Genomic DNA, 24,804 nt, shown 5'->3' on the forward strand with positions numbered 1-24,804 from the left:
CATCAAATTTGATGTTGCGTCTTTTTATTATTGAAAAGTATACTATAAGTTTTCATTTGGAAAATGGAGATTAAATTTACGATTTTCATTTGGTCGTTGTCTAGGTGTGTCTAATCGACTTTTACAGTCACTACACATGAATGTTTTAATTGGATTATTACGTAGACGTTTAGCTTCAACTGTACGTTCATCAATTAAGACCTTAGTATCACAAATAATACATTGTACTTCTCGCAACTTAAATCACCTCAATACGAGTTACATATTTAAAGTGATATGAATAGGCGTTCTCCTCGGGATTATAAACAAAGCTATCTACTGAATTATCATCGTACAATCGCTTACCATCTTTAGCAAATTGGAAAAATAGATAAGGTAATAATTCTAATGGAATTTCAATTGAAGATGTATCATTTGAAAGTTTAATTGTAGTTGCACTTTCTAAAGGCTCTGCATTTTTAAAAAATGGTGTCATATTTATTGCAAATGAATCTTCTAATACAGCACGTTTACGATACTTAATTTCAGAGTTTAATGTAGGAGGATTGGTTTGTCCTTCTAAAATAGCCCTATTCCATTCGCGGTTATCTTCAAATTTAATAGGTTTAGTTCCTTCAAAAATACCGTTTTCAATATCTTCTATTTTTACTTTTCTATCATCAAAAATCCATGTTGTACTATCTAAAGTAATAGGAAATTTGACGTCTCCTTTAATTTGAATCATCTTGCCCACTCCCTAGTTTCAATCTAACCATTATTTTATCATATTTAAAATGAAGGGTTTATTGAATAAACTTGCTTTTTAAAAGGTAGTAGGATAAACTTCTGATATGAAGATATTTAATGATAGGGGGAGAATGTGATGCCGAAGCAAATGAACATAAATAGTGCAGCTTATGAGCAATTAAATCAAGATGCTGACCGAATCTTGCATTTAATTAAGGTTCAAATGGATAATTTAACTATGCCATCTTGCCCACTATATGAAGAGGTTCTCGACACACAAATGTTTGGTTTACAAAAAGAAGTAGACTTTGCTGTGAAACTTGGTTTAGTTGATAAAGAAGACGGTAAAAATTTAATGCTTCGTTTAGAAAAAGAATTATCTAAATTGCATGAAGCATTCACAAACGTATAACTCTAAGTCTAATGCTTTGAATATGAAAGTGTTATAATGAGCAAGAATTAATAGATGTAATAATTTATGATAGTGACTGAAATGTTATGTAAATAATATTTTCAGTCCTTTTATTTTATTTTTTACGTTTATGTTTGTTAATTAATAATTACAAAGTATATAATAGTTTAGACAGAATTTAATTTGATAAATCGTTTTAATGAGCATATATAGTTTAAATTTTTAGAATTGGATGATCTTTTTTATGAATAATTTAAAAAATATATTTCGATACATAGGTAGAACCTCTAAGTTTATCGATTATCCATTATTAATTTCATATGTTATTTTGTGTTTTATAGGTTTAGTGATGGTTTATAGTGCCAGTATGGTGGCAGCTACTAAAGGAACGTTAACAGGTGGCGTTGAGGTTTCAGGTACATATTTTTATAACAGACAATTAATTTATGTTATCATGAGTTTCATTATTGTTTTTTTTATTTCATTTATGATGAATATAAAAGTCTTTAAACAATCAAAAGTTCAACAGTGGATTATGATTATCATCTTTGTCCTTTTATTTTTAACATTATTGGTAGGTAAAAATATTAATGGTTCAAAAAGTTGGCTTGACTTAGGATTTATGAATTTACAAGCTTCAGAGTTGCTAAAAATTGCTTTAATTCTTTATATTTCTTATGTATTAAGTAAAAAATTACCGCAGTTAAGAGGTAATTTAAGAATTATCAAAGGGCCAATTATTTTAATTATCCTTTGTTTAGGTTTAGTACTTTTACAAGGAGATATTGGACAAACATTATTAACATTAATTATTATATTAGCAATGTTTTTATTCGTAGGTATAGGTGCTAAGAAAATAGTAAAAGGACCTATTTTATATATTATTCTTGGATTTATTCTTATTGCTGGGTTCTTTATTTTCACTGGAATGATGCCAGAATATTTAAAGGCACGTTTTAGTACAATTTACGATCCTTTTAGTTCTTCTTCTGGAACTGGGTATCATTTATCCAATTCATTAATGGCAATCGGAAATGGAGGATTATTTGGTCGAGGATTAGGTAATGGAATCATGAAACTTGGCTATCTTCCAGAAGCGCATACAGATTTTATTTTCGCAGTAATTTGTGAAGAATTAGGACTGATTGGTGCCTTATTAGTAATAGGATTATTATTTTTTATTGTATTCCGTGCATTTATATTAGCCACTAAAACATCTTCATATTTTTATAAATTAATATGTGTTGGTGTAGCGAGTTATATTGGTAGTCAAACGTTCGTAAATTTAGGAGGTATATCAGCTACGATTCCTCTTACAGGGGTTCCTCTTCCATTTATAAGTTTTGGTGGTTCATCAATGATCAGCTTAAGTATTGCTATGGGATTATTATTGTTAGTAGCAAGACAAATTAAAGTTGAAGAAAAAAGAGCAATAAAAAATAAAAAAACAAAAGTGGATATTCCTAGACAATATTAAAATCATTTAATGATAGATGTAAATATGTAACTAACATTATTAAGAGTGGAAGCAAGAATTAAAAAATTTGCTTCCACTCTTTTTACATTTATGTGACAAGTTAAAGGATTACTAGTCTACAGTAGCGTCTTCAAACTATAAATGATAATATAAAGTTATTAAGTATAATAATTATTAATGATTACATTTTAAAATAGTGATTAAGCTAACCTAGTTACTATATTTTCATTTTATAAATTGTATGTAAAAAAGTATTAGCTTTCTCATGTATTTTAAGATAAAATTTTATTATCTAATTAGTTAGAATATTCAAAATATAAAGGGGTGTTTCTTGTTTGAATCATATAAAAAAATTATTAGTAGCCAATCGTGGTGAAATTGCAATTAGAATTTTTAGAGCAGCAACGGAATTAAATATTCAAACAGTAGCAATTTATTCAAACGAAGACAAAAATTCATTACATAGATATAAAGCCGATGAATCATATTTAGTGGGAAAAGATTTAGGACCAGCCGAAAGTTATTTAAATATTGAACGTATTATTGAAGTAGCAAAACGTGCGAATGTAGATGCAATACATCCTGGTTATGGCTTTTTAAGTGAAAATGAAGAATTTGCAAGACGTTGTAATGAAGAGGGCATAACATTTATTGGTCCTCACCTAGACCATTTAGATATGTTTGGTGATAAAGTAAAAGCAAGAACAACTGCAATTAAAGCAAATTTACCAGTTATACCAGGAACAGATGGACCAATTGAAAATTTTGATGCAGCAAAGGCATTTGCTAAAGAAGCAGGATTCCCACTGATGATTAAAGCCACAAGTGGTGGTGGTGGAAAAGGTATGCGTATTGTTCGCGAAGAAAGTGAATTAGAAGATGCGTTTCATCGTGCGAAATCTGAAGCACAAAAATCATTTGGTAATAGTGAAGTATATATCGAAAGATACATCGATAATCCCAAACATATTGAAGTTCAAGTTATTGGCGATGAATATGGTAATATTGTTCATCTATATGAGCGTGATTGTTCTGTACAACGTCGTCATCAAAAGGTAGTTGAGGTAGCACCATCTGTAGGCTTACCTGATGAATTAAGAGAACGTATTTGTCAGTCTGCATTACAATTAATGAAAAATATCAAATATGTTAACGCTGGAACAGTGGAATTTTTAGTATCTGGCGATGAATTCTTTTTCATTGAAGTCAATCCACGTGTTCAGGTAGAGCATACGATTACAGAAATGATTACAGGAATTGATATCGTTAAAACTCAAATTTTAGTAGCAGATGGAGCAAGTCTATTTGACAAACGTATCGCTTTACCTCCTCAAGAAGAAATCCAAACACTTGGTTATGCTATTCAATGTCGTATTACTACCGAAGATCCTACAAATGATTTTATGCCAGATTCTGGTACGATTATTGCTTATCGTTCAAGTGGTGGTTTTGGTGTACGTTTAGATGCAGGAGATGGTTTCCAAGGCGCTGAAATTTCGCCTTACTATGACTCACTATTAGTGAAATTATCTACTCATGCCATTACTTTTAAACAAGCTGAAGAAAAAATGGAACGCTCTTTACGAGAAATGCGTATTCGTGGTGTAAAAACAAATATTCCGTTTTTAGTTAACGTTATGCGTAATGAAAAATTCCGAAGTGGAGATTATACAACAAAATTTATTGAAGAAACACCGGAATTATTCGATATTGCACCTACATTAGACCGTGGTACTAAAACATTAGAATACATTGGGAATGTAACCATTAATGGTTTTCCGAATGTCGAAAAACGTACGAAGCCAGACTATGAGTCAACTTCGATTCCGCAAGTTTCAAAAAAGAAAATTCAACATCTATATGGTACAAAACAATTACTAGATGAAAAAGGCCCTAGTGGAGTTGCAGATTGGGTTAAAGCACAAGATGATGTTTTAATTACTGATACGACATTCCGTGATGCGCATCAATCTTTACTTGCTACGCGTGTACGTACAAAAGATATGTTAAATATAGCTTCTAAAACTGCTGAAGTATTTAAAGATAGTTTTTCTTTAGAAATGTGGGGAGGCGCTACTTTTGATGTGGCATACAACTTCTTAAAAGAAAATCCTTGGGAGCGTTTAGAAAAACTTAGAAAAGCGATTCCAAATGTATTATTCCAAATGTTATTAAGAGCTTCAAATGCTGTGGGTTATAAGAATTATCCTGATAATGTAATTCAAAAATTTGTAGATGAAAGTGCTAAAGCAGGTGTAGATGTTTTCCGTATTTTCGACTCATTAAACTGGGTAGATCAAATGAAAGTGGCAAATGAAGCGGTACAAAAAGCAGGTAAAATTTCAGAGGGTACTATTTGTTACACAGGGGATATTTTAAACTCAGAACGTTCAAATGTGTTCACTTTAGATTACTATGTTAAATTAGCTAAGGAATTAGAACGTGAAGGTTTCCATATTTTAGCAATTAAAGATATGGCTGGCTTATTAAAACCTAGAGCAGCATATGAACTGGTTGGAGAATTAAAAGCTGCAGTTAATTTACCAATACATTTACATACACATGATACAAGTGGAAATGGTTTATTAACCTACAAACAAGCCATCGATGCTGGTGTAGATATTATCGATACAGCTATTGCATCGATGAGTGGCTTAACAAGTCAACCAAGTGTGAACTCCTTATATTATGCATTAGATGGGTTTAAACGAAATATGCGTACAGATATTCAAGGTTTAGAAGAATTAAGTCACTATTGGAGTACTGTTCGCCCATACTACGTTGACTTTGAAAGTGATATTAAGTCACCTAATACAGAAATTTATCAACATGAAATGCCAGGTGGTCAATACTCTAATTTAAGTCAACAAGCTAAAAGTTTAGGTCTTGGTGAACGTTTTAATGAAGTCAAAGATATGTATCGTCGTGTTAATTTCTTGTTTGGAGATATTGTTAAAGTGACACCATCTTCAAAAGTGGTAGGAGATATGGCGTTATATATGGTACAAAATGATTTAGATGAACAATCTATTATTGAACAAGGTTATAAATTAGATTTTCCTGAATCAGTAGTGTCATACTTTAAAGGTGAGATTGGTCAACCAGTAAATGGCTTTAATAAACAATTGCAGGATATTATTTTAAAAGGTCAACAACCGCTAACTGAACGTCCAGGAGAATATTTAAAACCAGTAGATTTTGATGAAATACGAGAACAATTACAAGATAAAAATTATGGTGAAGTGACTGAGCAAGATATTATAAGTTATGTACTTTATCCAAAAGTATTTGATCAATTTATTCAAACTAGACAACAATATGGTAACTTATCATTACTTGATACACCGACATTCTTCTTTGGTATGCGTAACGGTGAGACTGTAGAAATTGAAATTGAAAACGGAAAACGTTTAATTATTAAACTTGAAACAATTAGTGAAGCAGATGAAAAGGGTAATCGAACAATTTATTACGTGATGAATGGTCAAGCTCGTCGTATTACGATTAAAGATGAAAACATAAAAACAAATGCGAATGTAAAACCTAAAGCAGATAAAACAAATCCAAATCATATAGGAGCTCAAATGCCAGGAAGTGTGACTGAAGTTAAAGTTTCAGTAGGTGATGAGGTTAAAGTAAATCAACCACTATTAATCACTGAAGCCATGAAAATGGAAACAACAATTCAAGCTCCATTTAATGGAGTGATTAAAAAAGTTACTGTTGGAAATGGTGATGCTATTGCAACGGGAGATTTATTAATCGAAATTGAAAAATCTGAGTAGGTATTAAAAAGTTTAAAAGCATAAGATAGAAAGTTAAATGACATTCTATCTTATGCTTTTTTGCATAAAAAACACGTTAGAGATTCCATGTTTTACAATAACTCTAACATGTCTTTTAAAACTTTATTTGATTTTTGATTTTTCACTTCTAATTGAACGAAGCATGAGTAAAATAAAGTAAGCGATTAAGCCAAAAAGTATAGTAATACAAAGTGCGTGTAGCAATGCAATAATTAAATTAACATGTGTGATTACAGACAATGCACCCGTAATCACTTGTAAAATAATTAAAATAAATGCAGCAGTATAGCCATATCTAATTGTACGGTTTTCAGAATAATTTTTGATGGCATGAATAAATGTAATCATAATCCAACAAAAAGTGATAAATGCCATACCGCGATGTGCAAATTGTACCCAATCTTGCTCAGTATGGGGTACTAAATTATTAAACGGCAATGGCCAGCTTCCATATGCTAAACTTGCTTTAGCGTGGCGAACCAAAGCACCAGTGTAAATAGTGACATAAACAACGCCCGTCATAATCCAAGTAAGATTGCGCAATGGTTTTTTTATAAATAATTCATCAGCCTCATATTTTTTATCCACTTCAAAAATAATAAGCATTAATACGAACACAGAAGAAAAACTAATTAATGAAATTCCAAAATGTAAGGCTAAAACGTAAGAATTTTGTTGCCAAATAACAGCTGCTGCGCCAATTAAGGCTTGAATTAATAGGAAAGCGACACTAATAATTGCTAAAGGTTTAACCTCTTTTATGTATCCTATATTTTTCCAAGCTGTGATGGCCAACCATAACACAACAATTAATGATAAACCTGATACAGCTCGGTGACTCAATTCAATGATTGTAGCAATTGGCAAATTCTGAGGTAATAAAGCGCCGTGACATAAAGGCCATGAAGCACCACAGCCATCTTCAGAGCCCGTCTTAGTTACTAAGGCGCCCCCAAGTTGTACCAATGCCATAATAATTGTTGCTACGATTGATAACCATTTAAGGTTTCGTTTGTTAAACAAGTTTAAACACCCCATCATTAATTTAAAATATTTTGTAATATGATATCCATTTATGCTCTGATTTTAATATAAAAGATATAATTATAAATATTACAACTATTATACTACAATAATTAAAGACAAAAAATTAGTGAGACAGGAAGTCGTTAAAGTGTCACAATTTAAATAGATATAACCTAGCCTTTTATAAGTAATTATTATATCATAGTACTATATGAAAATTTTAAGGAGGGGAACCATGAGTAAAGAACACACTTTATCACAGCCGTCAAGTAGAGTGTCTTTTAAAGAACTACAACAAATTATTAAAATGGGCTTGGTACAGGGTAACCTAATTCCTGCTTTTGCAGGCGCTTGGTTAGCTATTGTAATGACAAATCATTCCTTCCTATCGTCAATACTTCAAATCCTATTAATGTTGATAGGTTCGACATTAATTATGGGTGGTGCTTGTGCATTAAATAATTATTATGATCAAGATATCGATAAAATTATGCCAAGTAAACAAAGTAGACCAACAGTAAACGATAGAATTTCAGATAAACATTTATTAATGTTAAGTTTTGGTATGATGTTAGTAGGAGAAGCATGTTTATTCTTATTAAATGTGCCATCAGGTGTTTTAGGACTTTTTGGTATAGTAGGATATGTATCATATTATTCAATCTGGTCTAAAAGACATACGACTTGGAACACAGTAGTAGGAAGTTTTCCAGGTGCTGTGCCACCTTTAATTGGATGGACAGCTATTGATGGACAAATAAGTCTTGTAGCTTTTGCTTTATTTTTAGTTGTCTTTTGTTGGCAGCCTATTCATTTCTATGCTTTAGCTATTAAACGTAGTGATGAATATTCATTAGCAAATATTCCTATGTTACCTTCAGTAAAAGGCTTTAAACGTACAAGAGTAAGTATGTTTATTTGGTTAGTATTTTTATTACCATTACCGTTCTTATTATCTAGTTTAGGCACTACGTTTGTTGTATTAGCAACTTTATTAAATCTTGGATGGATTTTTATAGGTTTAACAACATTTAAGAAAAATACTGATCAAACTAAGTGGGCAACAAAAATGTTTATCTATTCACTAAATTATTTAGTAGTATTCTTTGCATTAGTTGTTGTCATCTCTTTAATAAAAATGATTTAAAATATCTAAGTTAAATAAGGATGGAACATATGAGTTTACCAATTCTACCAACTATTAGTACAAGCTGTATCGTAATTAGTGCTATTTTAGTAGCAATAGGATGGTGGCAAATTGCTCATCGTCATGTTAATACTCACAAAAAAGTTATGTTATGGGCAGCATTTTTCGCATTAACGTTTTTTATAATTTACGCAACTCGAACGATATTTATAGGTAATACAGATTTTGGTGGTCCAGATTCTGTTAGAACATATTATAAGATATTCTTAATCTTCCACATTAATCTTGCTACGATTGGTGGCGTATTAGGATTAGTTCAAATTATTACTGCATTTAAAGATAAATTTAAATGGCATAGAAGAATCGGACCTGTCGCTTCAATTATATGGTTCTTTACTGGTATTACAGGTGTGGCAGTATACTTATTACTATATGTAATTTATCCAGGTGGAGAAACTACATCGGTGATTAAAGCCACACTAGGTTTATAACAATATTGAATATTTTAAAGAATAGCCTGGGACATAATGAGTGTCTCAGGTATTTTTAATATTTTGGCAGTCGATGATCAAATTGTTTAGTATAAATTATGTTTTAATATTAATTGTTTATTTTATTTGTAAATAGGTATAATGTAGTTTAATTAATAAATTTGGAGTTTAGAAAAAAAGAATGGCTTGATTGTTAAAATAGTTATTTTGTACAATATATATAATTCTAAAGAGGTGGGGGAGCAATGACTAAGTTAGTAATCAAAGTTTTAGGAGTCGTATTTTTAATTACATTTTTAATTTATTTATTTTACTCACCAAGATTAAAATTTGATGTTCTTGAAAATCCTAATAACAACAATAAAATAAGTCATTCAAATCAAGTATCACATTCCGTGAAAAAACAGACTGAAAATCCTGCTCCCAAAAATGGGATAGGTACTTGGATAGGTAAAGATATTAATTATCTTACAAATAAATATGGACAAGCAAATCGTACATATCCTGTTAAAGGCGGATATACTGATTATATAGTTAAGAGAAAACAACAATATTATATTGTTACTACAAAACATGATGAAATTAAATCTGTTTATGCTACTGGAGAAAAAGCTCAAACCGGATCATTAAAAATCAATGAAAATGCTTCACATATATTTGAAAAAACTAGTATTAATCCTGACCCCTCTTTTAAAGTGAATGGAAAACAATATAATTTTGAGTTATCAGATGAAGATATTAAAACTCAAACTCTAATTAAATATGGTAATATTTATGCTCAAGTTTATGTGGATCAACAATCAAATCGAATTATGGGTATTCGATATCTAGATAAAGAACTATTAGCATTTATAAAACCTTATCAATTAACAGATGAAGAAGATATTTCAGATGATAAATTTAATAATGACAGAAATAATAAAGATTCATTACCATATGAACAAAGCCCAAATCAATTGATAACCCTCTATGAAATTACTAATCAAATGAGAGATTTAAAACATATTCCACCATTGAAAGTAAATTCAGACATTTCACATATTGCTTCAGCAAATTTATATGAAGCAACTGGTACAGAAGATGTTGAATTTACAGAAGAAGCCCTTAAGAGCCAACTTGGTAACGAAAACATTGACTTTATAGCTACAAGTCAAAATGTGGGCTATGATTTTGATGACGTGCCTACATTAATTCATAGTTGGATGAATTCGGATATACACCGTTCAAGAATGTTAAATAAAAAGTATAATGAAATGGGTGGAGAAGTAATGAGAAATTATTATTCACTTATTTTTGTACAAAAATAGGTTGTGAGGTGACCGATAATGTATACAGAGGAAACATTATCAATTTTAGATGAAATTGAAGATTTATCAGACATGATTGTACAATCAAAAGTGTATTTTAATTATAGAGAAGCTCAAAAAACACTTAAACAAGATGATGAAGCACATTTACTGTATCAAGCTTTTTTAAAATCAAAAGAACGTTATGATGAAGTGATGCGCTTTGGTAGATATCACCCAGATTATCAAAATGTAATGTTAGATACACGTCGACGTAAGCGAGCTTATGAAATGTTGCCTAATGTAATGGATTACAAATCTAAGGAAGTACAATTACAAAATTTAATAGATGAAGTGTTGACTAAAATCGCATTATCTGTGTCAGAAAATGTAAAGATTGAAGTGGGTAATCCATTTTTTAAAACGGATTCTAAAGGCTGCGCCTCAGGAGGTACATGTAATTGTCGTTTATAATTAAAAATAAAATCTAGTAAATCAGAGGTTGAGTTGCAAAATGAGATGTCAGCATATTTTTACTTTAATTATTGAAGATTAATATATTAAAAGAATCTGAGACAACTATGATGTATGTCCCAGATTCTTTTATGTATATATTTTAATTTTATATAGAATGAGTGTATTTAATTTGAGGTATGTTGTTTTAGTTGTGATTTAAATTGTTTACCTAAATCAGGACGGTCAGTAACAATGGTGTGGACACCTTTTTGATACAAATCATACATTAAGTCAACACTATTGATGCCATAATAACCTGGCACAATATTTAATAAGTTAAGCCATTGAATAAAATGAGTTGATGATAATGGGATACCTTTGAATTTTATAGGCATTTGAAATGTGTCAGCTTGAGGATGATAATGATAACCTAGTCCTAAAATAAACTTAATCACACCTTCAGTCACTTCATGTTGACTTGCACCAGTAGCTATTTCTCCATTGCTTATTGCTCTAAAACGTTCATTTTGTTTTTTATGGAAACTTGTTACAAGTACACGTTTCTCAGCATGATGATGCTTTATAATATCATACATTTTTTTAGGCGCAATAGCTCCTTCATAACTACTTGGAGTATCTTTTAAATCTACATTGATATATTTGCTAGGATACATTTCTAAAAGTTCATCGAAAGTTAAAATTTTAGCTTGTTGATGACCTCTATAAATATGGCGACCATTGATATCAGTAAAATGAAATCCTGCATCTAATTTTTTTAATTCTTTTAATGTGTAATCACATACTTTTCCTGAACCATTAGTAGTACGGTCGACTGTAGCATCGTGAAAAACAATCAATTCTTCATCTTTAGTTAGTCTCACATCTGTTTCAAAGCCATCTAAACCATAATCAACAGCATTATCGAAAGCTAATTGTGTTTGTTCTGGTCGAACTGACATTCCACCTCTATGTGCAAAAATATAAGGTGCTGGTCCATTAAAAAAGTAAGGTATGTCTTTAAGCATTTTAGGCTTTTGATTTCTTTTTAAAAGTAATAAACTGCTTAGTATACCCATACTAGTGATACCCAAATTAAAAAAATTCTTCTTAATGTGTTTCAAGGTATAACCTCCTAAAGTTCATTTAAAATTAATAATTAAAGAAATATTTTTCGAAAGTTAAGTGTTGAGATATTGAATGTATTTTATAAAATTATTAGTCATGGTATAGTAATTATGCATAATAAATGGAGTGAGTGAAATAATATGGAATTGATTCCAAGAGTTAGCTTAATTATTTACTTAAAGCATATTAAACATGAAAGACAGATACGTAAATATGGACATATCGTTTATACTAATAAACCTCGAAAGTATGTAGTAATGTATGTTAATGAACATGAAGTAGACGATATTCTCCAGAAATTAATGAAATTAAAATATGTTTTACATATTGATGGATCCCCTTATAAAAACTTGAAAAAAACATATGATAAAGAAAAGCATGAAAAGCTTTAAGATGTATTTAAACATTGTTATTGCATCGGTGGGATCCAATTTTGTAAACGAAGTACGCTAATTAAATATTTAAAATATAAATCATTCGTATGAAATGCATTTGGCGGTTGAACATCAATGCCGACAATAGGAATATCATACGATTGAGCTTGTTCATTAATCATCTCAAATTTTTTATTACTATTTGGGTAAGGATATTTTAAAGCGTTTAACATCATATATATGGCTTGAAATTGTTTACCGGTCGTAGGATTCATAATAATTGCGACTGATGATAATTGTTTGTCTGACTGTGGTGTATGGAAATAGACAACCTTGTCTATTCTTGCATGATTATATTCAATAAGAGTAAGAAATTCGAATAAATCTGTAAGTCCTTCTCCTAAAATAATAAATGATTGTTTCATAAATATTTAATTCTCCTTTTTCAAAATAAATTATAGTAAATAAATGAATGAAATGGAAGTGTAAGTCAAAATGAGAGTCATTGCTGGAAAACATAAAAGTAAACCACTAGAGAGTTTAGAAGGACGTAATACACGTCCAACAATGGATAAAGTTAAAGAAGGTATTTTTAACAGTTTACATGAAGTATACGGCTTAGGTTTAGACTTATTTGCTGGTAGTGGTGCTTTAGGAATTGAAGCACTTTCTAGAGGTATGGATAAAGTTATATTTGTAGACCAAAACTTTAAAGCAGTTAAAGTGATCCAAGCTAACTTGAAACAATTAAATTTAGAGGAACAATCTGAAGTATATAAAAATAATGCAGATAGAGCGTTAAAGGCTATCAATAAAAGAGACATTCAATTTGATTTCATTTTTTTAGACCCTCCTTATAATAAAGGGCTAATAGATAAGGCTCTAGATCAAATTTCTAAGTTTAATTTATTAAAAGAACATGGTATTATCATTTGTGAGTTTAGTAATCAAGAAAAAATCAATACATATGATTTTGAAGTAATTAAGCAATATCATTACGGTTTAACAGATACTTTGTTATTAAAAAAAGGAGAACACAATGACTAAGACAAAAGCAGTCATTCCAGGTAGTTTTGACCCTATTACTTATGGGCATTTAGATATTATAGAAAGAAGTTCTGATCGATTTGATGAACTTCATGTATGTATATTAAAAAATAGTAGTAAAGCAGGTACATTTTCTATTGAAGAACGTATGGAATTAATACGTGAATCTGTAAAACATTTGCCAAATGTGAAAGTACATAATTTTAATGGATTACTTGTTGATTTTTGTGATAAAATAGGCGCTAAAACAATTATTCGTGGCTTAAGAGCAGTGAGTGATTTTGAATATGAATTACGTTTAACTTCAATGAATAAAAAATTAAATAGTAATGTAGAAACAATGTATATGATGACAAGTACAAACTATTCATTTATCAGTTCAAGTGTTGTGAAAGAAGTGGCTCAATATAAGGCAGATATTTCAGATTTCGTACCTAGGCATGTTGAAAGGGCATTAAAAGAAAAATTTGAAGATTAAAAAATTAGCGTATAGAACAGAAATGAAATGTTCCATACGCTTTAATTCAATTATTTAATCTAATTACAGGGGTATTAAAATCATTTTTCTGTTGACCTGATAATAAGTTATAAATATCGGTAGATTTAATTTCATTTTTAAAAAAATGAGCAGATGTTTTATTAATATTAGTGATGAATTGACGCTCTGGAAATTTGGTTTTTAATTGTTTGAGATAACTTTGTCCGCGACAATTCATTCCTAAAATTCTTACAGCTGAAATGGATTGAATAGAATCTTCTTTTTTTACATTTAAAAGAATTTGCATAAGTATGCGTTGTAAATGAGTATAGGTAAAGCGTTTTGTCTTCAGTAAAGACATAAAGGATTCAAAAGAAGTGGCTTGATTGATATATTTTTTTAATCGATGTTCTAGTCCTTCAGATATAGTGTATATATGAGCCATTTCATGAATTGAATGACTTAAGATATGATATTTAATCAAGCTAAATGTATCCTCTTTAGTTAAATGAGGTGTTGTATACAGTGATTGAATTGAAGAGGGAACAACTGTAGTCCACTGAGTTTCTTGAGTGATTAACGACTGCCTAATTGCAGAACCACTTGCAAAGGATGATGTTTCAATTGTCGCATCATGATGATGAGCATGCACACGTTGGATAGCAAGTCCTTTCATGTGAGGTGCAAATTGTTGTATAGCTTTTAAGTAAGTGATTGCTAAAATATTATTAGGCATTTTCAGCAAAGTATTATCGCTAATTAAATCATTTATAATTTTTGCATAATTACTACCTTCTTTTACTTTTTGATTAAAAGTTGAACTATGTTCTAAATTGATTATTTCATTTGCAACGTTTTTAAGGCGAGTTATATCAGGTGTTTCACTTCCAAAAGCAATAGTATTAACATCTAGATAACGAGCAACTTGAACAGCTATTTGTGCAAAATAATCACTTGAAGAAAGACTAGCGATAAGGGGTAACTCAACAACTAAATCGACATTGGAAAGTGCCATTTGTGTACGTAGGAATTTGTTATAAATAGCAGGTTCACCTCTCATAACGAAATTACCACTCATGATTGCAATAGAGATCTCTGCATCGGACTGTACTTTAGCTTGTTGCGCATGATAAGCATGACCGTTATGAAATGGATTATACTCTGTAATCAATCCAACACTTTTCATTTGCAATTCGTCCTTTCAGTATTCATTATTAGTATTGTAACAGATAATAAGATGTTAAGAAAAAATCTTGACAACTTATAATAGTAAAGTTAAAATAAATTTTGTGTTTGTTAGAGGTGAAGCCATATGAAATGGTCAATAACGCAATTGAGAAAATATCAAGGTAAACCTTTTGAATTCAATGAAAAGGCGAACTTTGACGATTTAATAGAACCTTTAGGTCTGATTGATTTATCAGAGATGAATATCGAAGGTGAATTAACCATAAAATCAAATGAAGTGATAGCAGATATGCATGTTACTGGTACGTATACTATGCCTTGTGCTCGTACATTAGTGCCTGTAGATGTGCCACTTGATGTCAGAACTTCCGAAATATTTGATTTAGAAGGTTATAATAGTTATACCGATGAAGAAGTAGATGAAGATGAACATTATCATCTTGCTACAGATGGTATGATTAATATCCGAGATATTGCTAAAGAATTGGTTATTATTGAGAAGCCAATGCGTGCATTTTCTGAGAATAGTGATCAAATGCTTACAGAAGGTAACGGTTGGGAAGTTATTGATGAAGAACAAGCGCTTGAGCTTGAGCACTCTAAAGATAACGACGATTCCCAAACACGCCAAGTTGATCCTAGGCTTCAAAAATTACAACAGTTATATGATAAAGAGTAATAGCAGGTTAATTTAATTTATAGTATAATAATTAAATGACCGAATACTTGAGATTATGTGTTTTAATATTAAGGAGGATATATCATGGCAGTACCAAAAAGAAGAACGTCTAAAACTAGAAAAAATAAACGTCGTACTCATTTCAAAATTTCAGTACCTGGTATGACTGAATGCCCAAACTGTGGCGAGTACAAATTATCTCACCGCGTATGTAAAAACTGTGGTTCTTACAATGGTGAAGAAGTCGTTTCTAAATAATTTATATCTATTTAAAAAAGGTGGAATACGAATTCATTATGAATTCTATCCCACTCTTTTTTTATATTATCTCAATTTATACCATTGCTATCAAAAATAATTTGGAGAGACTATTATGGAACAAATTACTTCAACACAAAATAATAAAATTAAATTAGCAAATAAACTTAAAAAGAAAAAAGAACGCGATAAAACAGGATTAGCTCTCATCGAAGGCATACATTTAATTGATGAAGCATTTAAAAGTAATATGATGATTAAACAATTATTTGTAATTGAGCCAGAAAGAACAGATTCTAGACTTTTAGAGTATGCAAAAGAAGCTTACGAAATTAATATGAAAGTGGCTGAATCATTATCAGGGACTATTACACCACAAGGTTTTTTTGCAGTCATTGAAAAACCTAAACATGATATCTCAAAAGCGAAACAAGTGTTATTACTTGATCGTATACAAGATCCTGGTAACTTAGGCACGTTAATTCGTACAGCAGATGCTGCGGGTATAGATATGATTGTAATGGAAAAAGGTACAGCAGACGCATACCAAGATAAAGTAATGAGAGCCAGTCAAGGAAGTGTATTTCATATTCCTATTGTCACGACAGAATTAAATAAATTTATTGAACAATTTGATGGCCCAGTATATGGTACAGCCTTAGAAAATGCTGTGTCCTATAAAAACATCGAATCGCAAGACACATTTGCCTTATTACTTGGTAATGAAGGAGAAGGTGTTAATAAAGAATTATTAGCACATACCTCGCAGAATCTTATTATACCTATATACGGCAAAGCGGAAAGTTTAAACGTGGCGATTGCTGGAAGTATTTTGCTTTATCATTTGAAAGGTTGACCTTTTGATTTAAAATCGACTATACTTAATTGTATACAAAATTAAAATAATATGTTTATTAAAGATAAATATAAACCGATAAAAAGACGTAAACTAAATGATTAATTGCACAGGGAAAGTAAGCGTGACTGAAACTTACTTCAATTTACATTAGTTTTTTTCACCTTTTTGGTTACTTAAAGAAATTTAAGTCGGAGTGCATCTTCGTTAACAATGCTAACAAGTGTATGCTTAGGCATAAATTTGGGTGGTACCACGGAAGGCTTTCGTCCCAGTTATTTAGGGATGAAAGTCTTTTTTTAATTTAATAAAGTAAATTTTATGATAAATAGAAAGTATGAGGTGTAAGTCATGACTCAAAATGATTCAATGACAGAATTAAGACAACAAGCTTTAGTAGACATTAACGAAGCGCAAGATGAACGTGCTTTACAAGATGTCAAAGTAAAGTATCTAGGAAAAAAAGGCTCTGTAAGTGGTTTAATGAAAAATATGAAAGATTTACCAAATGAAGAAAAGCCAGCTTATGGACAAAAAGTAAATGAGTTAAGACAAGCAATTCAAAATGAACTTGAAGAAAAACAAGAATTATTAAAAAATGAAAAGTTAAACCAACAACTTGCTGAGGAAACAATTGATGTTACATTACCTAGTCGCCAAATTAATATTGGCTCAAAACATCCATTAACTAGAACGGTTGAAGAAATTGAAGATTTATTCCTAGGATTAGGATATGAAATTGTTGATGGATACGAAGTAGAACAAGATTATTATAATTTTGAAGCTTTAAACCTTCCTAAATCACATCCAGCCCGAGATATGCAAGATAGTTTTTATATTACAGATGAGATTTTAATGCGTACGCACACGTCTCCAGTGCAAGCACGTACAATGGAAAAACGTCACGGTCAAGGACCAGTAAAAATTATTTGTCCTGGGAAAGTGTATCGACGAGATTCAGATGATGCTACACATAGTCATCAATTTACACAAATTGAAGGTTTAGTAGTAGATAAACATATCAAAATGAGTGATTTGAAAGGAACGTTAGAGTTAGTAGCTAAAAAATTATTTGGTGCTGATCGTGAAATTCGATTACGACCAAGTTATTTCCCATTCACAGAGCCATCAGTGGAAGTAGACGTCTCTTGTTTCAAATGTAAAGGTAAAGGATGTAATGTATGTAAACATACTGGATGGATTGAAATCTTAGGTGCAGGTATGGTACATCCTAATGTTCTAGAAATGGCCGGTTTTGATTCAAATGAATATTCTGGCTTTGCATTCGGTATGGGGCCAGATCGTATAGCAATGTTAAAATACGGAATCGAAGACATTCGTCATTTCTATACAAATGATGTGAGATTCCTTAATCAATTTAAAGCTGTAGAAGATAGAGGTGAAGCATAATGTTGATTTCAAATGAATGGTTAAAAGATTACGTAGATGCTGGTGTACCTGCTAAAGACTTAGCTGAGCGTATTACACGTACGGGTATTGAAGTAGCAGATATTATAGATTACTCAAAAGATATTAAAAATGTAGTAGTAGGATATGTAACATCTAAAGAAAAACATCCAGATGCAGATAAATTGAATATCTGTCAAGTTGATATAGGTGAAGAAGAACTTGTTCAAATTGTTTGTGGGGCACCTAATGTTGATGAAAATCAATATGTGATTGTGGCTAAAGTAGGTGGACGTTTACCTGGAGGTATTAAAATAAAACGTGCCAAATTACGCGGAGAACGTTCGGAAGGTATGATTTGTTCCTTACAAGAAATTGGTGTCTCAAGTAATGTTGTACCAAAAGACTATGAAAATGGAATTTTCGTATTTCCTAGTGAAGTGACACCGGGAACTGATGCATTAGACGCATTATATCTTAATGATCAAATTATGGAATTTGATTTAACACCTAACCGTGCAGACGCTTTAAGTATGGTGGGAACTGCATATGAAGTTGCAGCATTATATCAAACTGAAATGACTAAACCAAACACAACGCTTAACGAAACTGAAACTTCAGCAACAGATGAGTTATCAGTGACAGTTGATAATCCTGAAAAAGTTCCTTATTACAGTGCAAGAGTTGTTAAAAATGTGAGAATTGCACCATCACCTATCTGGATGCAAGCACGTTTAATTAAAGCTGGTATCCGTCCAATTAATAATGTAGTTGATATTTCTAACTATGTATTACTTGAATATGGTCAACCACTTCATATGTTTGATCAAGACCATATGGGTTCTAAAGATATCGTTGTACGTCAAGCGAATGAAAATGAAACAATGACAACATTAGACGATACTGAAAGAACGCTTATTGATACAGATATCGTTATCACAAATGGTAAAGAACCTATTGCATTAGCTGGTGTTATGGGTGGAGATTTTTCAGAAGTGACTGATCAAACAATGAATGTCGTAGTAGAAGGTGCGATTTTTGACCCTGTATCTATCCGTCACACATCACGTCGTTTGAATTTACGTAGTGAGTCTTCAAGTCGTTTTGAAAAAGGTATTGCAACAGAATTTGTTAATGAAGCAGTCGATAGAGCTTGTTATTTACTTGAACATTATGCTTCTGGTGAAGTATTAAAAGATAGAGTGGCACAAGGGGATTTAGGTTCACTTGTTACGCCAATTGATATTACTGCGGAAAAAGTAAATCAAACAATTGGTTTTAATTTATCAAATGATGAGATTAAAGCTATTTTCGAACAATTAGGATTTAAAACGATTCAAAATGCCGATACTTTAACAGTATATGTACCTTCACGTCGTAAAGATATTTCAATTAAGGAAGATTTAATTGAAGAAATAGCAAGAATATACGGTTATGATAATATTCCTTCAACTTTACCAGTGTTTGATGATGTAACTAGTGGAAAATTGACAGATCGTCAATATAAAACGCGTACGGTAAAAGAAACACTCGAAGGTGCAGGATTAAATCAAGCCATCACATATTCACTTGTGTCTAAAGACCATGCCAAAGATTTTGCATTACAAGAACGTCCTACAATTAGTCTACTTATGCCAATGAGTGAAGCGCATTCTACATTACGTCAAAGCTTATTACCACATTTAATCGAAGCAACAACTTATAACGTAGCACGTAAAAATAAAAATGTAAGATTATATGAAATTGGACGTGTGTTCTTTGGTAACGGCAAAGATGAATTACCGGATGAAATCGAATATTTAAGTGGTATTCTAACTGGAGAATATGTAGTTAATACTTGGCAAGGTAAAAAAGAAGAGATTGATTTCTTTATTGCTAAAGGTGTAGTCGATCGAATTGCTGAAAAATTAAATTTAGGTTTCACTTATAAAGCTGGCGAAATAAAAGGCCTTCATCCAGGTAGAACTGCGATTGTTTCATTAGAAGGTAAAGAGATAGGATTTGTAGGAGAATTACATCCTCAATTAGCAGCTGAAAATGATCTTAAACGCACATATGTATTTGAATTAGACTATGATGCAATGATGCAAGTAGCTGTAGGTTACATTAATTATGAACCAATTCCAAAATTCCCTGGTGTGTCAAGAGATATCGCTATGGAAGTAAAACGTGACATGCCTTCATCAGAATTATTAGACATTATTCATGAGAATGGTGAAGACATTCTAAAAAATACACTTGTATTTGATGTGTATGAAGGTGAACACTTGGAAGAAGGTAAAAAATCAGTAGCCATTCGTTTAAATTATTTAGATACTGAAAATACACTTACAGATGAACGTGTTTCTAAAGTGCATGATAAAATTTTAGAAGCATTAAAAGCTAAAGGCGCTACAATTCGATAATAAATTAAAGAAGAGATTGGGATATACATCCTAAAAAAATAGCCAGTAAATGAGTTTATTATAAAGTCATTTACTGGTTTCATTATTTACAATACTTTGTATAGTTGGTTCGCTTTATTAGGGAATAAATTTAGTCTGTAGTCTTTAGCGTATCCTATTTTATCAAGAGTCGCGCTAAAATGCTTTTTTTATGTAATTTTACATTGAAATACTTTTAAAAAATAAGGTCCTTTCGTATAATTTAATAAACTTCATTAAATTAACGAGGTACCTTATGTATAAAGATTCTAACATGACTCAACTTACTTGACCGATAGAAACTTCAGCACTTGTTCCCGCAAACGATGTGTCACGATATGTAAATAAAAGTGTTGAAACAATTCTCGATACTGAATTTGATGAATTTAGACATCATCGTATAGCATTCTAAAATGTTCTTTATTGATACTTTTTATTAACCAACGTCCATGCTTTATCACGATTTTTAAAATGTTTTTTTGAAATAGAATCTAACTTACTAATATTATATTTTTCAATAATTTGAGCAGCGATTAAATCTACTTTATGACTCGCGCCTTTTGGAATATCAAAATGCATCATTTTTGATATTGAATCCATGTGCTTAATAAAAGCATAGCGAGAAATGATACTTGCTGCTGCAATAGCAAGGGATTTAGATTCTCCCTTTGTTTCAAATTTTGTTTGATTTGGAAAAGGTAAGTCGCTTAGAGCATAACGCTTGTAGACGTTACGTTCTGCAAATTGGTCAATGACAATGTAGTCTAATGCTTTAGTATCTATCTTGTTAGTTACATTTTTTATCGCTTCATTATGAAGGACTGCTTTCATTTTTACTTGAGACCAACCTAGTGCTTGTCTTTCATTATATTTAGTATTGTTTAATGTAAGTAATGAATGAGGAATAAAGGTAATCAGTTGTTCTGCAAGTTCTATAATTTTAGTGTCTGTTAATTTTTTCGAATCATCTACGCCTAGCGTTCTTAAAATATCTATATGCTCTTTAGATACAAAAGCAGCACAAACCGTTAATGGACCAAAATAATCGCCACTTCCCGCTTCATCACTACCAATACAGTTATAATCATTATATGTTATATTATGTAAATCATCTGCCTTTGAAGATTTTGAATTAGTTACAGAATCAGTAGTACAAAATTGACGCGCTATATGTTCAGCATGTTTTCCTTGAAACATAACTTTACCAGAATTGTAAATACTAATGACAGTGTCATGATATTTGGTTCTTGCTTTCATTCCATTAGGTAAATTGGATGTACTAAAGTTAATTTGGTTCAAAAGTTGCTCAATATCTTGATTAGTTAATTTATGTACTACATTTCCCATAAAATGTTTAAACCTCTCTTTTAAAATTCTAATAGATATACTTTAACATAATGAAGATAAAAACGTAGGTTTAGTGGTATAAATAAATAGTATTTTAAATCTATAATTACAAATAAGAGACGCTCATGTATAATAATAATAATCTACTTATTCACTCAACAAAACATTAGTCAAAGAAATTTAAAATATTATCAAAAGTCAGGAGTTAATACAATGGGAGAATTTAAAAATCGTATTAATGTATCGATCAATGATCAAAATTTTACGATTATCGGTGACGATGATCCTGAACACATACGTTATGTAGCACATTTAGTAGATGAACAGCTAAGATTATTAGGACGTAAATCAGCAGGATTAGATACAACAAGAAAAGCAATTTTAACTGCAGTGAATATCATGGACGAAAAAGTGAAATTGGAAGAAGAAAACGAAATATTAAAACAAATGATTTATGAATTAAAACAACAGGATAGCTAAATGACTATAGATTTAGTAATGATACTTATTATTTTGATGTATATGATAATTGGTTTTAGAAGAGGCCTTTGGCTGAATAGTCTTCATTTGTCGTCTACGCTTGTCTCACTATTCATTGCGCATCGTTTTTACCAATATATATCAAAACAAATGATTGTTTTTGTTCCATTTCCTAAAACAGTTGCTTTTGATACGCACTTCGCATTTCAATATCATGATGTACAACAACGTTTTGATACTATTGTGGCATTTTTATGTATTGCTTTTATAAGTAAGTTGCTTTTATATCTTATTATTGTAACTTTTGATAATATAGTGTCATATCATAATATTCATGTTACAAGTCGAATATTGGGAAGCTTATTAGGTAGTATTGCCAGTGTGATTGTACTGCAACTTGTTTTATATTTAGTATCTTTATATCCTAATGAATGGATTCAAGAAAGTTTAAAACACGGTTATTTAAGCCATATTATTCTATTTAAGATGCCGTTTTTATCATCTTATATACTAAATTTATAAATAAAAAAAGATAAAAGGTCAGGACTAGGTGATGGATATAAACCTCCTGGTCTCTTTTTATGGAGTGAATGTAATGACAAAGAAAGATGTAATTCAACTACTAGAAAAAATTGCTATATATATGGAATTGAATGGAGAAAATACGTTTAAAGTATCTGCTTATCGTAAAGCAGCACAAAGTCTTGAAATAGATGAACGTTCTTTAGATGAAATAAAAGATGTTACTGAATTAAAAGGAATTGGAAAAGGGGTAGGAGAGGTCATTAGCGAATATCGAGAAACAGGTACCTCATCAACTTTAAAAGAATTGCAACGTTTAGTTCCTGAAGGATTAATTCCTTTAATGAAAATTCAAGGTTTAGGTAGTAAAAAAATTGCAAAGTTGTATAAAGAGTTAAATATTACAGATAAAGAACATCTTCAAGAAGCTTGTGAAGCGGGAAAAGTTAGTGAACTAAGTGGATTTGCTAAAAAAACGGAACAAAACATACTTGAAGCAGTAAAAGCACTAGGAGCTAAAAAAGATCATTATCCTATTGATTTGATGCGACATTTAAATAAAGATATTATGACTTATCTAGAACAATTAGAAGAAGTTGAGCATTATTCTGAAGCAGGTAGTTTCCGTCGTTATAAAGAAGTAAGTAAAGATTTAGACTATATTATTAGTACACGACACCTTCTTCATGTACAACAACACCTTTTAAATATTCCAAATAAAGTGAAAGAAGTCGCAGTTGGAGAAACGAAAGTGTCACTTGAATTGGAATATGATGATGAAACGATTGGTGTAGATTTTAGACTTGTTGAACCAGAAGCCTTTTATCATACCTTACAGCACTTTACAGGTTCCAAAGATCATAACATTCGCATTAGACAACTTGCTAAAGCACAAAATGAAAAAGTGAGTGAGTATGGTATCGAACAACAAGATGGAACGTTACTCCAATTCCAAAGTGAAGATGAAATTTACCAACACTTCGGTAGACATTGGATTGCTCCAGCAATGCGTGAAGATGGCAGTGAGTTTGATCGTGATTTAAATTCAATCATTACATTAGATGATATTAAAGGTGATCTTCATATGCATACAACGTATAGTGACGGCGCTTTTTCTATACGAGAGATGATTGAAGCAAACATTAAAAAAGGCTATGAATACATGGTCATTACGGATCATTCAAAGAGTTTAAAAGTTGCGCATGGATTACAAGTTGAACGATTATTACGTCAAAATGAAGAAATAAAAAATTTGAATGAAGAATACACAGAAATAGATATTTACTCAGGTACAGAGATGGATATTTTACCTGATGGATCATTAGATTATGAGGATGATATACTATCGCAACTTGACTATGTTATTGCAACTATTCATCAAAGTTTCAATCAATCTGAAGAAGAGATTATGCAACGCCTAGAACATGCATGTCGTAATCCTTATGTTAGACATATTGCACATCCAACTGGTCGTATTATTGAGCGACGTGAAGGGTATCAACCTAATATAGAACAGTTGATGCAACTTGCAGAAGAAACACAAACGGTAATGGAAATTAATGCTAATCCAAAACGATTAGATTTAAATGCTGCCACTGTAAAAAAATATCCAAATATTAAATTAACAATTAATACAGATGCTCATCATGTGGATCATCTTGATTTTATGAAATATGGCGTAGCTACTGCGCAAAAAGGATTTGTAAATAAAGATAGAGTGATTAATACAATGACGCGTGACGCTTTTAAAAACTTTATTAATAATAATATTAAATTACAGAAATAGAGGGATT

25 protein-coding genes are annotated in these 24,804 nt (G+C 31.0%); 18 read left to right on the plus strand and 7 right to left on the minus strand.

The genetic code is table 11. The features are described 5' to 3' along the window. Positions 1–42 precede the first annotated feature (42 nt). Both HMPREF2561_RS07630 and HMPREF2561_RS07635 read right to left on the minus strand, forming a co-directional pair. Positions 43–237: a DUF2197 domain-containing protein gene (locus HMPREF2561_RS07630; RefSeq protein ID WP_002449988.1), complete on the minus strand. Its 195-nt coding sequence runs from the start codon at positions 235–237 to the stop codon at positions 43–45. Between the two features lies 1 nt (position 238). Next, positions 239–724 (minus strand): hypothetical protein, encoded by a 486-nt coding sequence (locus HMPREF2561_RS07635; protein ID WP_017175738.1) that lies wholly within the window; start codon positions 722–724, stop codon positions 239–241. A 138-nt stretch (positions 725–862) separates the two neighbouring features. On the opposite strand from HMPREF2561_RS07635, the gene HMPREF2561_RS07640 reads away from it, so the two are divergent. The 3 genes from HMPREF2561_RS07640 (at position 863) to HMPREF2561_RS07650 (ending at position 6,400) form a co-directional block, all read left to right on the plus strand. Further along, the gene (locus tag HMPREF2561_RS07640) at positions 863–1,138 is read left to right on the plus strand and encodes an Fpa/YlaN family protein (protein WP_017175737.1); all 276 of its coding nucleotides are present in this window, start codon (positions 863–865) and stop codon (positions 1,136–1,138) included. Positions 1,139–1,382: 244 nt separating this feature from the next. Further along, a complete protein-coding gene (gene ftsW, locus HMPREF2561_RS07645; RefSeq protein ID WP_017175736.1) occupies positions 1,383–2,615 on the plus strand; it encodes a cell division peptidoglycan polymerase FtsW in 1,233 nt (410 codons plus the stop codon). A gap of 335 nt (positions 2,616–2,950) precedes the next feature. Continuing rightward, positions 2,951–6,400 (plus strand): pyruvate carboxylase, encoded by a 3,450-nt coding sequence (locus tag HMPREF2561_RS07650; protein ID WP_017175735.1) that lies wholly within the window; start codon positions 2,951–2,953, stop codon positions 6,398–6,400. A 123-nt stretch (positions 6,401–6,523) separates the two neighbouring features. Here the strand turns inward: HMPREF2561_RS07650 and HMPREF2561_RS07655 are convergent, their stop codons facing one another. Beyond that, on the minus strand, positions 6,524–7,444 hold the full coding sequence (locus tag HMPREF2561_RS07655; RefSeq protein ID WP_017175734.1) for a COX15/CtaA family protein: 921 nt from the start codon (positions 7,442–7,444) through the stop codon (positions 6,524–6,526). A gap of 238 nt (positions 7,445–7,682) precedes the next feature. Here HMPREF2561_RS07655 and cyoE point away from each other — a divergent pair, with 238 nt between their 5' ends. From cyoE to HMPREF2561_RS07675, 4 genes are all read left to right on the plus strand, one after another. After that, positions 7,683–8,594 (plus strand): heme o synthase, encoded by a 912-nt coding sequence (gene cyoE / locus HMPREF2561_RS07660; RefSeq protein ID WP_049420041.1) that lies wholly within the window; start codon positions 7,683–7,685, stop codon positions 8,592–8,594. A 29-nt stretch (positions 8,595–8,623) separates the two neighbouring features. Then, positions 8,624–9,085, plus strand: coding sequence for a DUF420 domain-containing protein (locus HMPREF2561_RS07665; RefSeq protein WP_017175732.1), 462 nt, complete (start codon positions 8,624–8,626; stop codon positions 9,083–9,085). A 245-nt stretch (positions 9,086–9,330) separates the two neighbouring features. After that, a complete protein-coding gene (locus HMPREF2561_RS07670; protein WP_017175731.1) occupies positions 9,331–10,392 on the plus strand; it encodes a CAP-associated domain-containing protein in 1,062 nt (353 codons plus the stop codon). 18 nt (positions 10,393–10,410) lie between these two features. Then, entirely contained in the window at positions 10,411–10,845 is a 435-nt protein-coding gene (locus tag HMPREF2561_RS07675) for a YlbF/YmcA family competence regulator (RefSeq protein WP_017175730.1), read from the plus strand. Between the two features lie 167 nt (positions 10,846–11,012). Here the strand turns inward: HMPREF2561_RS07675 and HMPREF2561_RS07680 are convergent, their stop codons facing one another. Beyond that, the gene (locus HMPREF2561_RS07680; RefSeq protein ID WP_048681226.1) at positions 11,013–11,948 is read right to left on the minus strand and encodes a glycerophosphodiester phosphodiesterase family protein; all 936 of its coding nucleotides are present in this window, start codon (positions 11,946–11,948) and stop codon (positions 11,013–11,015) included. Positions 11,949–12,092: 144 nt separating this feature from the next. Here HMPREF2561_RS07680 and HMPREF2561_RS07685 point away from each other — a divergent pair, with 144 nt between their 5' ends. Next, a complete protein-coding gene (locus tag HMPREF2561_RS07685) occupies positions 12,093–12,344 on the plus strand; it encodes a DUF2129 domain-containing protein (RefSeq protein ID WP_017175728.1) in 252 nt (83 codons plus the stop codon). A 17-nt stretch (positions 12,345–12,361) separates the two neighbouring features. On the opposite strand, the gene HMPREF2561_RS07690 is transcribed toward HMPREF2561_RS07685, so the two are convergent. Continuing rightward, the gene (locus HMPREF2561_RS07690; protein WP_019835748.1) at positions 12,362–12,751 is read right to left on the minus strand and encodes a DUF7147 family protein; all 390 of its coding nucleotides are present in this window, start codon (positions 12,749–12,751) and stop codon (positions 12,362–12,364) included. A 70-nt stretch (positions 12,752–12,821) separates the two neighbouring features. Between HMPREF2561_RS07690 and rsmD the strand changes: the two genes are divergently transcribed. Further along, complete coding sequence (rsmD, locus tag HMPREF2561_RS07695; RefSeq protein WP_002450015.1) at positions 12,822–13,373, plus strand: 16S rRNA (guanine(966)-N(2))-methyltransferase RsmD; 552 nt, start codon at positions 12,822–12,824, stop codon at positions 13,371–13,373. After that, a complete protein-coding gene (gene coaD / locus HMPREF2561_RS07700; RefSeq protein WP_017175726.1) occupies positions 13,366–13,851 on the plus strand; it encodes a pantetheine-phosphate adenylyltransferase in 486 nt (161 codons plus the stop codon). The genes rsmD and coaD overlap by 8 nt, the downstream gene beginning before the upstream one ends. A gap of 46 nt (positions 13,852–13,897) precedes the next feature. On the opposite strand, the gene HMPREF2561_RS07705 is transcribed toward coaD, so the two are convergent. Further along, positions 13,898–15,037 carry a nucleotidyltransferase gene (locus HMPREF2561_RS07705; protein ID WP_017175725.1) on the minus strand — a complete coding sequence of 380 codons (1,140 nt, stop codon included), beginning with the start codon at positions 15,035–15,037 and terminating at the stop codon, positions 13,898–13,900. A 126-nt stretch (positions 15,038–15,163) separates the two neighbouring features. Here HMPREF2561_RS07705 and HMPREF2561_RS07710 point away from each other — a divergent pair, with 126 nt between their 5' ends. The 5 genes from HMPREF2561_RS07710 (at position 15,164) to pheT (ending at position 20,644) form a co-directional block, all read left to right on the plus strand. Beyond that, positions 15,164–15,718 (plus strand): YceD family protein, encoded by a 555-nt coding sequence (locus HMPREF2561_RS07710; protein WP_017175724.1) that lies wholly within the window; start codon positions 15,164–15,166, stop codon positions 15,716–15,718. Between the two features lie 84 nt (positions 15,719–15,802). Next, on the plus strand, positions 15,803–15,976 hold the full coding sequence (rpmF, locus tag HMPREF2561_RS07715; RefSeq protein WP_001830121.1) for a 50S ribosomal protein L32: 174 nt from the start codon (positions 15,803–15,805) through the stop codon (positions 15,974–15,976). Between the two features lie 115 nt (positions 15,977–16,091). Continuing rightward, on the plus strand, positions 16,092–16,832 hold the full coding sequence (locus HMPREF2561_RS07720; RefSeq protein ID WP_017175723.1) for a TrmH family RNA methyltransferase: 741 nt from the start codon (positions 16,092–16,094) through the stop codon (positions 16,830–16,832). 351 nt (positions 16,833–17,183) lie between these two features. Next, positions 17,184–18,242: a phenylalanine--tRNA ligase subunit alpha gene (gene pheS, locus HMPREF2561_RS07725; RefSeq protein WP_017175722.1), complete on the plus strand. Its 1,059-nt coding sequence runs from the start codon at positions 17,184–17,186 to the stop codon at positions 18,240–18,242. Continuing rightward, the gene (gene pheT, locus HMPREF2561_RS07730; protein WP_049416184.1) at positions 18,242–20,644 is read left to right on the plus strand and encodes a phenylalanine--tRNA ligase subunit beta; all 2,403 of its coding nucleotides are present in this window, start codon (positions 18,242–18,244) and stop codon (positions 20,642–20,644) included. Before pheS ends, pheT begins: the two co-directional genes overlap by 1 nt. Positions 20,645–21,082: 438 nt before the next feature. On the opposite strand, the gene rnhC is transcribed toward pheT, so the two are convergent. Further along, positions 21,083–22,009, minus strand: a complete 927-nt coding sequence (gene rnhC / locus HMPREF2561_RS07735; protein WP_017175720.1) for a ribonuclease HIII — start codon at positions 22,007–22,009, stop codon at positions 21,083–21,085. 213 nt (positions 22,010–22,222) lie between these two features. Between rnhC and zapA the strand changes: the two genes are divergently transcribed. From zapA to polX, 3 genes are all read left to right on the plus strand, one after another. Beyond that, entirely contained in the window at positions 22,223–22,489 is a 267-nt protein-coding gene (gene zapA / locus HMPREF2561_RS07740; protein WP_017175719.1) for a cell division protein ZapA, read from the plus strand. Continuing rightward, positions 22,490–23,011 carry a CvpA family protein gene (locus HMPREF2561_RS07745; RefSeq protein WP_017175718.1) on the plus strand — a complete coding sequence of 174 codons (522 nt, stop codon included), beginning with the start codon at positions 22,490–22,492 and terminating at the stop codon, positions 23,009–23,011. A 73-nt stretch (positions 23,012–23,084) separates the two neighbouring features. Then, entirely contained in the window at positions 23,085–24,797 is a 1,713-nt protein-coding gene (gene polX / locus HMPREF2561_RS07750; RefSeq protein WP_049416187.1) for a DNA polymerase/3'-5' exonuclease PolX, read from the plus strand. The last annotated feature ends 7 nt before the right edge of the window (positions 24,798–24,804 follow it).

The sequence above is a fragment of the Staphylococcus sp. HMSC069E10 genome (genome assembly GCF_001809205.1).
Taxonomy (GTDB): domain Bacteria; phylum Bacillota; class Bacilli; order Staphylococcales; family Staphylococcaceae; genus Staphylococcus; species Staphylococcus hominis.

Coding starts and splice junctions, on each gene's coding strand:
- HMPREF2561_RS07635 (WP_017175738.1), bottom strand. CDS start 724: ATGATTCAAATTAAAGGAGACGTCAAATTTCCTATTACTTTAGATAGT.
- HMPREF2561_RS07640 (WP_017175737.1), top strand. CDS start 863: ATGCCGAAGCAAATGAACATAAATAGTGCAGCTTATGAGCAATTAAAT.
- ftsW (WP_017175736.1), top strand. CDS start 1,383: ATGAATAATTTAAAAAATATATTTCGATACATAGGTAGAACCTCTAAG.
- cyoE (WP_049420041.1), top strand. CDS start 7,683: ATGAGTAAAGAACACACTTTATCACAGCCGTCAAGTAGAGTGTCTTTT.
- HMPREF2561_RS07665 (WP_017175732.1), top strand. CDS start 8,624: ATGAGTTTACCAATTCTACCAACTATTAGTACAAGCTGTATCGTAATT.
- HMPREF2561_RS07670 (WP_017175731.1), top strand. CDS start 9,331: ATGACTAAGTTAGTAATCAAAGTTTTAGGAGTCGTATTTTTAATTACA.
- HMPREF2561_RS07675 (WP_017175730.1), top strand. CDS start 10,411: ATGTATACAGAGGAAACATTATCAATTTTAGATGAAATTGAAGATTTA.
- HMPREF2561_RS07685 (WP_017175728.1), top strand. CDS start 12,093: ATGGAATTGATTCCAAGAGTTAGCTTAATTATTTACTTAAAGCATATT.
- HMPREF2561_RS07690 (WP_019835748.1), bottom strand. CDS start 12,751: ATGAAACAATCATTTATTATTTTAGGAGAAGGACTTACAGATTTATTC.
- rsmD (WP_002450015.1), top strand. CDS start 12,822: ATGAGAGTCATTGCTGGAAAACATAAAAGTAAACCACTAGAGAGTTTA.
- coaD (WP_017175726.1), top strand. CDS start 13,366: ATGACTAAGACAAAAGCAGTCATTCCAGGTAGTTTTGACCCTATTACT.
- HMPREF2561_RS07705 (WP_017175725.1), bottom strand. CDS start 15,037: ATGAAAAGTGTTGGATTGATTACAGAGTATAATCCATTTCATAACGGT.
- HMPREF2561_RS07710 (WP_017175724.1), top strand. CDS start 15,164: ATGAAATGGTCAATAACGCAATTGAGAAAATATCAAGGTAAACCTTTT.
- rpmF (WP_001830121.1), top strand. CDS start 15,803: ATGGCAGTACCAAAAAGAAGAACGTCTAAAACTAGAAAAAATAAACGT.
- HMPREF2561_RS07720 (WP_017175723.1), top strand. CDS start 16,092: ATGGAACAAATTACTTCAACACAAAATAATAAAATTAAATTAGCAAAT.
- pheS (WP_017175722.1), top strand. CDS start 17,184: ATGACTCAAAATGATTCAATGACAGAATTAAGACAACAAGCTTTAGTA.
- pheT (WP_049416184.1), top strand. CDS start 18,242: ATGTTGATTTCAAATGAATGGTTAAAAGATTACGTAGATGCTGGTGTA.
- rnhC (WP_017175720.1), bottom strand. CDS start 22,009: ATGGGAAATGTAGTACATAAATTAACTAATCAAGATATTGAGCAACTT.
- zapA (WP_017175719.1), top strand. CDS start 22,223: ATGGGAGAATTTAAAAATCGTATTAATGTATCGATCAATGATCAAAAT.
- HMPREF2561_RS07745 (WP_017175718.1), top strand. CDS start 22,490: ATGACTATAGATTTAGTAATGATACTTATTATTTTGATGTATATGATA.
- polX (WP_049416187.1), top strand. CDS start 23,085: ATGACAAAGAAAGATGTAATTCAACTACTAGAAAAAATTGCTATATAT.